13 protein-coding genes are annotated in these 13,128 nt (G+C 66.4%); 5 read left to right on the forward strand and 8 right to left on the reverse strand.

Features of this window, described 5'->3' with window-relative positions:
* Window positions 1-9: 9 nt before the first annotated feature.
* Both ACXPWS_RS13770 and ACXPWS_RS13775 read left to right on the forward strand, forming a co-directional pair.
* Entirely contained in the window at window positions 10-2,355 is a 2,346-nt protein-coding gene (locus ACXPWS_RS13770; protein ID WP_458712949.1) for a Tex family protein, read from the forward strand.
* Between the two features lie 337 nt (window positions 2,356-2,692).
* Window positions 2,693-3,853, forward strand: coding sequence for a hypothetical protein (locus tag ACXPWS_RS13775; protein WP_458712950.1), 1,161 nt, complete (start codon window positions 2,693-2,695; stop codon window positions 3,851-3,853).
* A 99-nt stretch (window positions 3,854-3,952) separates the two neighbouring features.
* Here the strand turns inward: ACXPWS_RS13775 and ACXPWS_RS13780 are convergent, their stop codons facing one another.
* The 8 genes from ACXPWS_RS13780 to ACXPWS_RS13815 form a co-directional block, all read right to left on the reverse strand.
* Window positions 3,953-4,957, reverse strand: a complete 1,005-nt coding sequence (locus tag ACXPWS_RS13780; RefSeq protein WP_458712951.1) for a hypothetical protein — start codon at window positions 4,955-4,957, stop codon at window positions 3,953-3,955.
* Entirely contained in the window at window positions 4,954-6,270 is a 1,317-nt protein-coding gene (locus ACXPWS_RS13785; RefSeq protein WP_458712952.1) for a Dyp-type peroxidase, read from the reverse strand. Before ACXPWS_RS13785 ends, ACXPWS_RS13780 begins: the two co-directional genes overlap by 4 nt.
* Before the next feature lie 9 nt (window positions 6,271-6,279).
* Window positions 6,280-6,840 (reverse strand): hypothetical protein, encoded by a 561-nt coding sequence (locus ACXPWS_RS13790; RefSeq protein WP_458712953.1) that lies wholly within the window; start codon window positions 6,838-6,840, stop codon window positions 6,280-6,282.
* 78 nt (window positions 6,841-6,918) lie between these two features.
* A complete protein-coding gene (locus tag ACXPWS_RS13795; RefSeq protein WP_458713534.1) occupies window positions 6,919-8,049 on the reverse strand; it encodes a cytochrome P450 in 1,131 nt (376 codons plus the stop codon).
* Window positions 8,050-8,111: 62 nt separating this feature from the next.
* Window positions 8,112-8,639, reverse strand: a complete 528-nt coding sequence (locus ACXPWS_RS13800) for a nuclear transport factor 2-like protein (protein ID WP_458712954.1) — start codon at window positions 8,637-8,639, stop codon at window positions 8,112-8,114.
* A complete protein-coding gene (locus tag ACXPWS_RS13805) occupies window positions 8,636-9,223 on the reverse strand; it encodes a carboxymuconolactone decarboxylase family protein (RefSeq protein WP_458712955.1) in 588 nt (195 codons plus the stop codon). The genes ACXPWS_RS13800 and ACXPWS_RS13805 overlap by 4 nt, the downstream gene beginning before the upstream one ends.
* On the reverse strand, window positions 9,223-9,615 hold the full coding sequence (locus ACXPWS_RS13810; protein WP_458712956.1) for a hypothetical protein: 393 nt from the start codon (window positions 9,613-9,615) through the stop codon (window positions 9,223-9,225). The genes ACXPWS_RS13805 and ACXPWS_RS13810 overlap by 1 nt, the downstream gene beginning before the upstream one ends.
* The gene (locus tag ACXPWS_RS13815; RefSeq protein ID WP_458712957.1) at window positions 9,615-10,970 is read right to left on the reverse strand and encodes an aromatic ring-hydroxylating oxygenase subunit alpha; all 1,356 of its coding nucleotides are present in this window, start codon (window positions 10,968-10,970) and stop codon (window positions 9,615-9,617) included. Before ACXPWS_RS13815 ends, ACXPWS_RS13810 begins: the two co-directional genes overlap by 1 nt.
* Before the next feature lie 116 nt (window positions 10,971-11,086).
* On the opposite strand from ACXPWS_RS13815, the gene ACXPWS_RS13820 reads away from it, so the two are divergent.
* From ACXPWS_RS13820 to ACXPWS_RS13830, 3 genes are read left to right on the forward strand one after another with little or no spacing between them, the layout of a single operon-like run.
* Entirely contained in the window at window positions 11,087-11,692 is a 606-nt protein-coding gene (locus tag ACXPWS_RS13820) for a TetR/AcrR family transcriptional regulator (protein ID WP_458712958.1), read from the forward strand.
* Window positions 11,693-11,723: 31 nt separating this feature from the next.
* Window positions 11,724-12,653, forward strand: coding sequence for a class I SAM-dependent methyltransferase (locus tag ACXPWS_RS13825; protein WP_458712959.1), 930 nt, complete (start codon window positions 11,724-11,726; stop codon window positions 12,651-12,653).
* A 7-nt stretch (window positions 12,654-12,660) separates the two neighbouring features.
* Window positions 12,661-13,125, forward strand: coding sequence for an SRPBCC family protein (locus tag ACXPWS_RS13830; protein ID WP_458712960.1), 465 nt, complete (start codon window positions 12,661-12,663; stop codon window positions 13,123-13,125).
* Window positions 13,126-13,128: the final 3 nt, after the last annotated feature.

Genomic DNA, 13,128 nt, shown 5'->3' on the forward strand with positions numbered 1-13,128 from the left:
GTCCACCGGGTGAGTCAGAGCGCAGTACGCACCGTCAAATCTGTAAACACCCGTCTCGCTGAGGAACTGGCCGTCGCGGAAGGCCAGGTAGCGGCCGCGGTGGCGCTTCTGGACGGGGGTGCCACGGTGCCGTTCATCGCCCGGTACCGCAAGGAGGCCACCGGCAGCCTGGACGACGGGCAGCTGCGCACCCTGGAGGAGCGCCTGCAGTACCTGCGTGAACTCGATCAGCGCCGCGATGCCGTGCTGGCCTCCATCGGGGAACAGGGCAAGCTGACCGACGAGTTGAAGGCCGCGCTGCTCGCGGCGGACACGAAGGCCCGGATCGAGGACATCTACCTGCCGTACAAGCCCAAGCGGCGCACCAAAGCGCAGATCGCCCGGGAAGCCGGCCTGGAACCGCTGGCCGACCGCCTGCTGACCGATCCCACCCTGGTGCCCGAGCAGATTGCCGCCGAATTCCTCGGTGCAGAGGTCGCCGATGCCGCGGCCGCGCTGGATGGTGCCCGGCACATCCTCATCGAACGGGCCGCCGAGGACGCCGAGCTGGTGGGGGAGGTGCGGGCGAAGTTCTGGGCCGACGGCACGCTGCGGACCCGGCCGTGGTCCGATGACGCCGCGAAAAGCGCTGCCGCCCAAAAGTTCCGTGACTACTTCGACTTCGCCGAGCCGCTGGAGAAAATGCCCTCGCACCGGGTGCTGGCGGTACTGCGCGGTGAGAAGGAGGAGGCGCTCTCGCTGACCCTCGACGGCGGTGAGGACGAGGTCTATCAGGCCAGGGTGGCGCAGTCGCTGGGCATCGACATGTCCGCGACGGGCCCGGCGACACCGTGGCTGGCCGCGACGGCGCGCCTGGCATGGCGCACCAAGCTGATGATCTCGGCCTCGGTGGACGCCCGAATCAAGTTGCGGCAGCGCGCCGAAGAGGAGGCCGTCGCGGTCTTCGCGCGCAACCTCAAGGACCTGCTGCTGGCCGCGCCCGCAGGCACCCGGACCACCTTGGGCTTGGACCCCGGCTTCCGGACCGGCGTCAAGGTCGCGGTGGTCGACGCGACGGGCAAGGTGGTCGACAGCTGCGCCATCTTCCCGCACCAGCCGCAGAAGCAATGGGACAACGCCAAGGCGACGCTGGCCGCACTGGTGGCCCGCCACGGTGTGCAGCTCATCGCGATCGGCAACGGCACCGCCTCGCGCGAAACCGACGCCCTGGCAACCGAACTCATCGCCGACATCCGCGCCGCGGGCGCCCAGGCACCCACCAAGGCCATGGTCAGCGAGGCCGGTGCCTCGGTGTACTCGGCCTCGGCCTATGCCGCCCACGAACTGCCCGACCTCGATGTCACCATCCGCGGTGCGGTCTCCATCGCCCGCCGGCTGCAGGATCCGCTGGCCGAATTGGTGAAGATCGACCCGAAGTCCATCGGTGTCGGGCAGTACCAGCACGACATCACCCCCGGCACGCTGGCCCGCAGCTTGGACGCCGTCGTGGAGGACGCGGTGAACGCGGTCGGTGTCGATCTGAACACCGCGTCGGTGCCGCTGCTGTCCCGGGTGTCCGGGGTGACCGAGTCGCTGGCCGAGTCCATCGTCTCGCATCGGGAGAAGACCGGTGCCTTCCCGAACCGCAAGGCGCTCTTGGAGGTTCCGCGCCTGGGCCCCAAGGCTTTCGAACAGTGTGCGGGATTCCTGCGAATCACCGGCGGAAACGACCCGCTGGATGCGTCCGGCGTGCACCCGGAGTCCTATCCGGTGGTGCGGCGCATCCTGGACCGTGCCGGAGTGACCCTCGGTGAGCTGATCGGCGACGAGCGATCGCTGCGGACGCTGAAGCCGGCGGAGTTCGCCGATGACCGGTTCGGCATCCCGACGGTCACCGACATCCTGGCCGAACTGGAGAAGCCGGGCCGCGACCCGCGGCCCGCGTTCTCCACCGCCACCTTCGCCGCCGGTGTGGAGAAGGTGGGTGACCTCAAGGCCGGCATGGTGCTCGAAGGGGTGGTGACCAATGTCGCGGCGTTCGGCGCATTCGTGGACGTCGGCGTGCACCAGGACGGGTTGGTGCATGTGTCCGCGATGGCCGACCGGTTCATCTCGGATCCGCACGAGGTGGTCAAGTCCGGTCAGGTGGTGCGCGTCAAGGTGGTCGACGTCGACGTCGAACGTCAGCGCATCGGGCTGACGCTACGACTCAACGACGATCCGCAGGCCGCGCAGAGCAAACGCCCCGAGCGGACTTCCAACGCTCCGCGCCGCAATCAGAACCAGAACCGCGGGAACAACAACGCTCGGCAGGACTCCCGCCCGGCGGCCGGCGCCATGGCGGAAGCGCTGCGCAAGGCTGGTTTCGGGCGCTGACGCCCGGCCTGTTGCACGGATAGGCTTCCGCGAGTGCCCGCCGGACGCCAAACCTGGCGCTGCACGATGCCGATGTCTTCGCGCACGCGGTGACCAGATACGTCACGACCGAGCTGGCCCGGATGATCGAGGCGCCTGGCGGCCGAAATCCGTTCTGACCTCCGTGTCGGTGACCCATGATGGTGTCCGGGTAACGTCGGTTCAGGACCAGCCGATGGTCCCAGTACGACATCGATTCGCGTTTTCTCTTCGAGATGCCGTACCTGAGCGAGCAAACTATGCTCGGCGCGGTTGTCCGCGGCGGGATGTGAACGATGTGACAGGAGTTGGGCCACGGGTGAAGACGGTACTGGGACTGTCGGTGACATCGGCCGGGGTCGGCTGGGTCCTGGTTGACGGCGCAGCACCCGAATCGGTCACTCTGGACGACGACGCATTCGGTGTCGATACCGTCGATGACCTGCATACCCGCGGCTTGGCGGCGGTCCGCGGCGCGCAAGCCATCGCCACGGCATCCGGGCACGAAGTCGAGTCGATCGGCGTCACCTGGACCGACGAGGTGGCGGCGCAGGCCGCGCAGTTGATCAGCACGCTCAAGGACTCCGGCAATGGCGATGTCCGTTCCATCCGGATGCGCGCCACCGCTCCCACCACCGAAGACAGCGCGGTGCACACCGCCGCTGCGCGCGCTGTCACCCTCACCGAGGCCGATCTGACGGTTCTGCTCGATGTCGACGTCGAACCGGATGCCGACGGGCCTGATGCCGACGATCCCGATGCCGACGACTCGATCACCGTGGCGGTGCCCACGACGTGCTTCACCCCGGCGCACGACGCGGCCCGCGCCGTGGCGACCAATACGGTGCCGGCTGCTTCCGATGCCGGTGCCATCCACCGTCTGAAGGGGTGGGTGAAGGACGCGTCACCCGCTCGGCTGGTCACGATGGCAGGGGCGGCGGCCGTCACCGCGGTGGTCGGCCTGCTGGCGGTGGGATCGCAGTTCGGTGGCCCCGACGTGCCGGCTCCGCTGACCACCGCCGACCAGCCGGTGAGCCCCGCCGCGGGTACGTCGCAGATCGTCGGCTCGATCCCGGCTCCGGCACCCGCGGCTCCGGCCCAGGAGCTCGCGGTGCCGCAACAACAACCGGACGCCGCGCTGCCACCGGTGTACTCCGAGCCGATCCTGCCGGTGGAAGCGGGGCAGCCCGCCGAGTTCCCGGTCATCCCCGTCGAGAATCAGCAGATTCCCGTGGCTGCTCCCGAACCGCTGCCCGCCGCCGTGCCCGCTCCTGCCGTGACGCCGCCCGTGCCGCTGCCGGTCGAGCAGGGTCCCGGTCCGCTGCCGGGTCCGCCGCCCGAGCAACAGGCCCCGGTACCGGCGGCCGAGTCGGTTCCGGCGCCGGCGCCGGTGGATCCGATTCAAGCGGCGATCAACTCGCTCTTCCCGCCGGCCGCGCCTGCGCCCGTGGCACCGGCGGTGCCCGCGCCGACTCCGTAGCGGCTGTCCGGCAACAATCCCGCGTGGACGTGTCTCATCCGGTTTCGACAAGCGATACGCGTCGCCGTCGACCGATCGCCACCGCCGTTCTGACCTGACCTAACGCATCGTCGCGAGGTTGTTCCAGAAGTTCTTGAGGCTGTCGGTGCCACCGAACAGCGTGGTGAAGTGCGTGGAGTCGACCAGCACGATGTCACCGGCCCGGTCATCGGCCGGCGGCAGCCAGATCAAGGCGTTGAATTCGGTGTTGCCGGCCTCGATGAACGGGTGCGGTCGACCGATGTCGACCGGCTGGCGGCCCAGCAGGCGCAGTGCGTCGCTCTCCGGTGCGGTCAGCTCGTAATGCGGCAGATGCGGGTGGAAGTTGAAGGTGGTGACATTGCTCAACAACCCGAGCGCGTCCAGGTCGTTGCGCGTGGTCAGCGGTGCGATGTCGCGGGTGCCCGGAATCACCGCAGGCCGCAGCCCCCACTTGTTGTGCACCGGTACACCAAGGGCTTTCATCAGCGAGCGGGTGTACCGACTGAACCGCTGCTGGCGCGGGACCAACGGATCACCATGATGCTCGTACTCGACCTGGCGCCGCGGGTAGTCGTCGGTGTTTCCGACGTCGTGGTGCGGGGCCAGCAGCAGGCAGGTGCCCTCGCGGCGGAGCCACTGCCGGATCGCCGCGACCTCGTCGGCCGAGGCTTCCTCCTGGGCGAGCAGATGGTCGAGTCCGAACACCATCAGGGTGTCGCAGTCGTCGAGCACACGCTCGTCGATGGGCAACCGATAGCCGGCCTGGTCGATGCGCTGGAACACCGCGGGTGGGTGCCCGGTCGCCGCCAGCGCCACCTCTTGGAAGGCCAGGGTGGAGCGGTGGAACAGCTCGAGGGTGCCGGCGATGCCCTGCAGGAAGTGTGCGGCGCTGTACTCCGGTGCCTCATAGGCCGGCCACAACACGTTGCGCACCTCGGTGATGGTGGAGAAACGGTTCTCCATCGCGGCCGGATCCCGTTGCGCCTCCCAGGGATAACTCCAGGTCCAGTAGATGCTGATCCTGCGGCGCCCGTCGTGCGGCCGGGCAACATGGGTCTGGTTGTAGGTCCGTGCACCGCTCACGGCAGGCCTGCCAGATAGCGCATGGCGGAGATACCGGGCAGGAAAAAGTACGCACCACCCTTGAGGGTGGTGAACGCGGGTATCCCTTTGTGTACCTTGCGGATCGGCCGCCTCGGGACGGTGAAGTCCAGGGTGCCGTCCTGGGCGCCGCAGATCGGGTCGTGTTCGTTGCCGAGTTCGTGGAAACGCTCGTCGTTGATCCACACGTTCTGCGCGAACTCGAATTGGCGCACCAAGTCCGCGCAGATGATGAAGGCCGCGATACCCCGGTCCAGGCCGTCGTCGGGTGCCTCGTCGGGCAATGCGGGGCCGTAGGTGGCCCCGCGGCGAATCATCCTGCGCCGGTTCATGTAGTGCGCAGTGTCGCGGGGATTGAGCCGGCGGGCATGCGAGCCCAGCGGGCACGCGTATCCGTGTGGATCCATCTCCTGATAGTTGAAGTCGTTGTTGCGCAGGGGATCGGCGCCCAGTTCGGGGTCGTCTTTGTCCGGGCTGAGTACCAGCGGTGCGCCACTGCGCCAGCGGCCCATGAACTTCGCTGCGAGGAGATCCGCCCCCTCGGGGCTCTCGGAGTTCTCGCGCAGGTATTCGCGGAACACCGCGACATGTTCCTCGAGTCGCCGGTAGGCCATATAGCTTCCGTTACGCGACAACAGCTCTGGTTGTGGAAGCCCGGCCACCGGCCCATTCTCGTCGGGATAGCCGAGGATGAACTCTCCGGCCGCGAGGGCCGCGCCGGATCCCGGTGTGGGCTCCTCGCCTGATCCTTGGATCACCGGCTGAGACAGCCGGTCCCGAAATCCGAAATGGTCATGGGCGTAGTTGAACGGCGGCGTCGCGTTGAGGTCCAGGTAGGACAGGCTGCGCACCCCGTCGGTGCGGGCCAACAACTTGTCGTGCTCGGCGATGGACCGCCGGTACTGTTCGTCGGTGCGCGAGAACAGGATCGCGATGGCGTGCAGGTCGTCACCGGCCAGCCCGCCCACCCAGTGCTCAGGGGCGCTGCTGCCGATGTCGCCCAGAATGGCCGCGCGGGAGGTCATCCCTTCACGGAACGCATCCGGGAACGTGGACAGCGAGTCCTGCGGGACTCCGAGTGCGCGCAGGCCGGCCCAGGTGAACGCCAGCGTCACCCACCGGTCGGATTCGTCCATTGTGGCGGCTGCTGCAGCGGCCGACTGGGTCTTGTCCAGCAGCTCCGAGAGCCAGGCCCGCCCGCCGGCCGGGGTGCCGAAGGTCAGGAATTCATATCGCCCGGTGATGGCCGGGGTGCGGGTCAGCAGGATGTGCTGGATGTCGTCGAGTTCGAGCACCGGCGTGGATTACTGCATCTGATCGAGCATGTCGGAGAACGCGGCCTTCAGCCGTAGCGCCTTTTTGATCTCGTCGGCCGTCACGTACGGGTACTCGCCGTACTCCAGGAAGCTCGGCACCTGATGATCGCGCACGAACTTGATGAAGGCTTCCGGATTCTCTTTCCAGTCCTCCGGGAACCCCTCGAGTTGGGTGAAGGTGGTGGTGATGCCGGTCGCGCTGAACAGCTGGACCGCGTCCTCGGTGTACTTGTCGAAATCGGTGTCGAAGATGCCCATGTACTGGAAGTGCAGACCCGAACCGACATCGAAGAGATTCCACCGCAAGTAGTGCAACTTGAGCGGCGCCAGAGCCTCTGGGCTTGCCGCAATGGTCTCCTCGATGGTTTTTCCATATGCCCGGACCGTCGCCTCGCGGCCCTCCTTGACCTTGGCGATGATGGAGAAACCATGGCAGGCCGGAGTCCGTGGATATACCGGGCCGTAGCGGCCACGCTCGAGTTCGAAATAACCTTCCGGGGGAATGGCTACCGCGGCCGGTGTGGTCCAGTCACGATCGTGAGCTGCCATCTCGACCACCTGTCTCGGGTCTACGAACTGACGCGAACGTTAGCACCACGGATGTCGCCGCACAGGCGGATCACAGTTTCAGACGTGGGCCGGCATGCTGTCCCAGCCGCGCACCACCGACGACGACGAGAACACCGCACTGTCGAGGTCGACCTCCCAATCCGGAAAGCGGGTCAGCATCTCGTCCAGCGCGATCCGGCCCTCGATACGCGCCAGCGCATTGCCCAGGCAGTAGTGCGCGCCGACGCCGAAGGTGAGGTGCTGGCGCACGGGCCGGGTGATGTCGAAAACCTCGGCGTCGGCGCCGAACCGGCGCTCATCGCGATTTGCCGCGCCGACCAGGGCGAGCAACGCGCTGCCCCGGGGAACCGTGCGGCCATGCAACTCGACATCGTGGTTGACCGACCGGGCCACCTGCAGCGCCGGCGGCTCATACCGCAGGATCTCCTCGATGGCGCCCGGCAGCAGAGAGCGGTCGGCCACCAGCCGGCGCCGCTGGTCGGGATGCTCGGACAGCAGCTTGCCGGCCCACCCGATCAACCTGGTCGTCGTCTCCGACCCTGCCACCGCAACGACATTCATGAACATCAGCAGTTCGTCGCGCCGCAACTTGCGGGTGGTGCCCGTCTCGTCCGTGAACTCGGCGTCGAGCAGCTCGGTGGTCAGGTCGTCGCCCGGATGGTTGGCCCGCCACTCGATGAACTCGGCGAACAGCTGGCCGTCGGTGATCGGGCCGTCGGGGTTGTCGGTCATCTGGGCGCCGCGCTCGGTGCGCACGAAACGGTCACCGTCTTCCTGCACCCGGTGTTGGAAATCCTCGGGGATACCGAACAACATGCCGACGACGCGCAACGGCATGATCGCCCCGAGTTGGGTGACGAAATCGAAGCGATCCGCGCCGACGAGTGGGTCCAGGCAATGGGCGGTGAACTCCCGGACTTTCGGCTCAAGGGCATTGATCTTGCGTGGGGTGAAGGCACGTGACAGCAGGTTGCGGTGGATGTCGTGGACGGGCGGGTCCTCGAAGACCAGCAGTCCGGACGGGATTTCCATGTCCGTCTTGATGATTTCCAGCACCGCGCCGCGCGCGGAGCTGAACGCGGCGTGGTCCACCAGAACGCGGTTGACGTCATCGAACCGGCTGACCGCGTAAAAATCGTGAGTGTCGTTGTAGTACAACGGTGCATCATCGCGCAGCCGACGGAACATCGGATACGGGTCGAGGTTGAGATCGACGGCCCACGGGTCGTAGTAGATCTGCTCGGTGGACGTCACTCGAACGTCAGCCCGTGCGTGGCGAAATGCTTGCCCAGTGCCTGCATGTACTCGTCGCCATGGAACGGGCCGCGGGCGCCGATGGCCAATTCCAGGAACGGGCCGTACTCCTCGTCGTTGACGTAGGTGGACCAGTGGGTGATCTCGGCGTCGTCGTTGGTGTCGACAAAGCTGATGGAGTAGAAACCCATCACCTTGCCGGTGCTTTGTGAGGTGCCCTGCCACCGGTAGCGCATCACGAACCCGTTCTCGGCGGGCCATACCTTGAAGTCCACGGGCTTCCAGTCCGGAAACTCGTGGCCGTAGGCCTTGGCTTCGATGGTGGCGGCGGTATCCCAATGCGTGGCCACGTCTTTGAGGACCAGCTCCTGCTCGGCGACGAAATACGGCGAAGTGTAGACAGCGTCGTCGGTGAAGACCCATTCGTCATAGGTTTCGCCCTGCTGCACCTGCTGCAGGACGTATTTGTCGCGATAGCTCTCGGCCATCCGGCGGTGCTTGGCGATCCGGTCTTCCAATTTCATTCGGTATGTCCTTCTCCAGGTAGGGCTGCGCTGCCGGGTTTCGGCCGTAATCCCCAGGTGCCGAACGCCATTGCGGTCAGCGTGTAGGTGCCGACCAAGAAGACCAGCTCCATGGCGGCGTGCTCGCCGAAGGTGTCCACCAGGGCCTCCCAGGTGGACCATCCGGCGCTGCCGTCGGCGATCAGTTCGTCGGCGGCCTCCAGTGCCAACCGGTCGGCGCCGTCGAACCCGTCGTTGCCCTCGGCGAGGGCGGCAACGTCGTCGTCGGTGATCCCGACCGCGGCCCCGAGCCGGACATGCTGACCCCATTCGAAAGCCGACCGGTGACGGTGCGCCACCCGCAGGATGACGAGTTCGCGCACCCGGCCGGGCAGCTCACCGCGTTGCAGCAGGAACCCGTTGAAGCGCAGGAAAACCCGGGCCATCTCGGGATGGCGGGCCAGCATCCCGATGATGTCGAAATTCAGCGGATCCAGCGCCTCGCCGGACCCGGCGCGGGGCACCTGGTCGGCCGGCAGGTTCAGCAGCGCCCCGAACGCGGCGTACTCGCGGTCACCCCACTGGTCAGCGGTCAGTGGCGGCATCACTGCGGCAGCGCCATCTGCAGGTACAGGTCCAGGCGGCGGATCCGGTCGTCCGCACCGAACTCGTAGACCGACAACGAGTTCACCACGCTGCGGAACTCGCCGACCACGCTGCGCTCTTCGAGCTCCAGGAACACCAGCCCGTCATGATCGGTGATCCGCTTGAACGTGCATTCCCAGTCGGAGGTGGTGGCCCAGCCGGTGAGGAAGTCCGCGTAGGTCTGCCAGTCCATCTCCTCTTTGAATGCGCCGACCCGAAGGAAATTCTCGGTGTCGACCAATTCGGCCAACGGTGCCCAATCTGCGGCGGTGAAGCCGGGTTCTTTGGCCTTGGCGACCAGGTCTCCGGTCGTCTTGGCGTACCGCAAGACGGTGTCGGCGCGGCGCGACATCAGAGCTCCGCCAGGTAGCGGTCGATGACCGAGTGGTAGTGGGCGATGACGACTTCCTCGTTGACCAGTGCCATGTGGTCCAGCCGGGCATTGCGCAGCCCGCGCTGCTGGCGCGGCATCTGCTCGTAATCCTGTTGCAGCGCTTCGAAATACTTGAAGCTGCCGGGTTCGGTGACGTCGATGAGATCGGCGGCGAGTGCGCTGCGATGTTCGATGGGCAGCCACATGAAACTGGTGATGTGCCAGATGCAGCGGTTCGGGTCGCCGTCGGGATGCGGGGTGGACATGATGATCGTCGCCTCGCCGGCGCGGATCGTCATGAAGAAATTGGGGAACAGCACCCAGCCGTGGTTGTCGCTCATCTGCTCGTCGGTCAGGCCGGACACATCCAGACCGTCCCGGGACAGGGTGTCGCGGGTGGCCTGTTGCAGCAGCGTGCGTCCCGTCACGCCGTCCGGAAAGACCAGCGTGCCATGTGAATCGCGGTAGGTGTCCACGAGTTCGGTGAAACGGGGGAGTACCCGCACCACACCGGGGAAGGTCTCGGGTAGCTCCATGATGCCCTCGACCTGTTTGTCCGGGCCCATCCCCTCGACGTGGGCGACCTCGAAGGGGGCGACGGCGACGCTGTGTTTGTCCAGGAAGCGGTACTTGGTCTTGGTCGGGTCGATGGCGATGACCCGCAGCAGCTGGGGGTGGATACCGGAGATGTGGTAGCCCTCCTCGAAGGCGTCCATCACCACTTTCCAATTGCATTCCAACGGTTCCCGGACGTTGAGCACCGTCGTCATCTCGTCGAGGTGATAGGGCTCCAGCATCCGGATGACGTCCTCGCCGAGGAAATCACGCAGGGGCACCGCGGCCGGGTCGGGGTTGAGGAAGATGAATCCGGCGAAGGTGTCCACCGGAACCTGTAGCAAGCCGTACGCGTCCTTGTCGATCTCGGGTTTGGCGCAGCCGCGCAGCTTGCCCTCCAGGTCATAGGACCACAGGTGGTACTGACAGACGATTCGCTGACGGGCGTGCCCGGTCCCGCTGAACAGGACATTGCCCCGATGCCGGCAGGCGTTGACAAAGGCCCGAAGCCCGCCGTCTTTGCCCAACATCACGACATAGGACTGGTCGAAGATCCGGTATTCCTTGAAATCCCCAGGCTTTCGGAGTTCATCGACGCGTCCCACGATCTGCCAGACCCGCATCCAGATGGCCGACCGCTCGCGGTCGACGAACTCCGGCGACGTGTAGCGCTCGGTCGGGATCTGCATGGAAAACAGGGCGCTGGCGGCGTCGGGGGCGATGCCTTCGGCGTCGACCCACTCACCTGGGCGGGCGGACTGTGCGGAATCGATGGACATCAGGGGATCCCTTCCGGGAGGACAACGTCGGGGGTTGTGACGGCAGTCACGATGATACAGAGATGAATCTCAGATACAAGAGTGTATCTGGATGCATATTTTGCAAGAATGACACCGTGACCGAGCGCTGGACCAGGGAACGACGAATGGAGCAGACCCGTACGGTGCTGCTCGATGCCGCCGAGAAGATATTCGCCAATCGGGGATATGCCGGGTCCTTGGAGGACATTGCCGAGGCCGCCGGCTACACCCGCGGGGCGATCTACGCACAGTTCGGCGGCAAGGACGAGTTGTTTCTGGCCGTCATCGAACGGCACCGCCAGCGCTTCCTGGACGGTTTCGCCGATGTGATGGAGTCCTACGACCGCTTCGCCGATATCGACGTGCAGGGTTTCGCCGAGCGTTGGCGGCTGCTCAGCGGGGCCGACGCGTTACACGCGGCGGCGCTGAACTACGAGTTCACCCTGTTCCTGATGCGCAATCCTGCCGCCAGTGAGCGGGTGGCGGCGCAGCGACTGCAAACGATCCACTCGTTGGCCGACTACATCACCAAAGGGGTTGCCCGGCTTGGGGGTACGTTGCGCATCCCGGCCGAACCGCTGGCCCGGGTGCTGCTGGCCACCAATGACGGGGTCACCTTGGCCAGCCACCTGGACGGCGAAGACCTCTACGGCACGTTCCTGCAATTGGTGATGTCGAGCGTCGGGCCGCCGCAAGGTTGACGCCCAGAAATTAAGCGTAGTGTGTCTAACTATGGCACGCACAGACAACGACACTTGGGATCTGGCCTCCAGCGTGGGCGTCACCGCCACCGTGGTGGCCATGCAACGCGCGATGGCCACCCGCGGGCCGCGACCCCTGATTCATGATCCGTACGCCGAGCCGTTGGTCTCCGCGGTCGGCCTGGACGCCTTCACCCGGTATGCCCGCGGTGAGATCGACGCCGACGGTGCGTCGTTCGATGTGCACCGGATGTCAGACGGGATTGCCGCGCGGACAAAGTATTTCGACGAATTCTTCGCCGAGGCCGGCGCCGCCGGCATCCGGCAGGCGGTGATCTTCGCCTCTGGCCTGGACGCGCGTGCCTACCGGTTGCGGTGGCCGGCCGGCACCACCGTGTACGAACTGGATCAGCCTCAGGTCATCGAGTTCAAGACCGGTGTGCTCGCCGACCAGGGCGCCGTGCCCGTCATCGAACACCGGCCGATCGGCATCGACCTGCGCGACGACTGGCCGGCGGCGCTACAGGCCAACGGATTCGACCCGGCCCAGCCGACCGCCTGGATCGCCGAGGGTCTGCTCGTCTATCTGCCACCGGACGCGCAGGACCGGTTGCTGGACAACGTCACCGCGCTGAGCGCGCCCGGCAGCCGGATCGCCGCCGAGAACACCGGCACCATCACCCCGGACGAACTGCAGCGTATCGGCGAGCAGATGCGGACCGCGCAGCAACAGTGGCAGGGCAAGGGCGTCGACGGGTTCGGCTCCGTCGGCGAGGTCGACATCACCGAGCTGTTCTATGCCGGTGAGCGCACCGAGTCGTCGGCGTTCCTCGCCGACCACGGCTGGACGGTGAGCCTGCACAAGAGTTCGCAGCTGTATGCCAGCTACGGACTGGAACCGCCGATCGAAGGTTTGTCCGCATTCGGCGACATCACCTACCTGACCGCCGTCCTGGGTTAGTGCCCCGATGCGCTGGACTGCCGACGGCGAGCACGCCCTGTCCGAACTGATCCCCGCGGACCCCGCCGCGGTGCGGGCTTTCTACGTCGAGCTGTCCAACATCAGGGTGGTGCATCCATTGGTGGAGTCGGTGCGGCCCACCGGGCGTCGCGACACCCCTGGCGGCGGATACCTGCAGAGCTATCGGGTCCGCGACCGGATCCCGCTGGGGCACATGGTGCTGGCGGTCCGCTATCACGCCGATCTGTACGTGCCGGCAGCCGGCGAGGTGCTGACCGAGGCCCGGCAGTTCCCGGGCGTGCGGCTGTTCGGCCGGGTGTCCTTCGACGGTGGTGAAGAGGGCACCACGCTCACCGAGCGCCTGCACATCACCGCACCCCGGCCGCTGGCACGGTTCACTGCGCGCCAGGCCGTCGCCGCGCATACCACCATGCTCGCCGGGATCAGGCGGCACTTCGAGCAGGCGAGGTGAACA

The organism is Mycobacterium sp. BMJ-28 (assembly GCF_054404835.1).

Excerpts from the sequence above, each read along its gene's own strand:
- ACXPWS_RS13805 (WP_458712955.1), bottom strand. The coding sequence starts at position 9,223 with ATGCCGCCACTGACCGCTGACCAGTGGGGTGACCGCGAGTACGCCGCG.
- ACXPWS_RS13800 (WP_458712954.1), bottom strand. The coding sequence starts at position 8,639 with ATGAAATTGGAAGACCGGATCGCCAAGCACCGCCGGATGGCCGAGAGC.
- ACXPWS_RS13790 (WP_458712953.1), bottom strand. The coding sequence starts at position 6,840 with ATGGCAGCTCACGATCGTGACTGGACCACACCGGCCGCGGTAGCCATT.
- ACXPWS_RS13830 (WP_458712960.1), top strand. The coding sequence starts at position 12,661 with ATGCGCTGGACTGCCGACGGCGAGCACGCCCTGTCCGAACTGATCCCC.
- ACXPWS_RS13795 (WP_458713534.1), bottom strand. The coding sequence starts at position 8,049 with ATGTTCCGTCGGCTGCGCGATGATGCACCGTTGTACTACAACGACACT.
- ACXPWS_RS13825 (WP_458712959.1), top strand. The coding sequence starts at position 11,724 with ATGGCACGCACAGACAACGACACTTGGGATCTGGCCTCCAGCGTGGGC.
- ACXPWS_RS13815 (WP_458712957.1), bottom strand. The coding sequence starts at position 10,970 with ATGTCCATCGATTCCGCACAGTCCGCCCGCCCAGGTGAGTGGGTCGAC.
- ACXPWS_RS13810 (WP_458712956.1), bottom strand. The coding sequence starts at position 9,615 with ATGTCGCGCCGCGCCGACACCGTCTTGCGGTACGCCAAGACGACCGGA.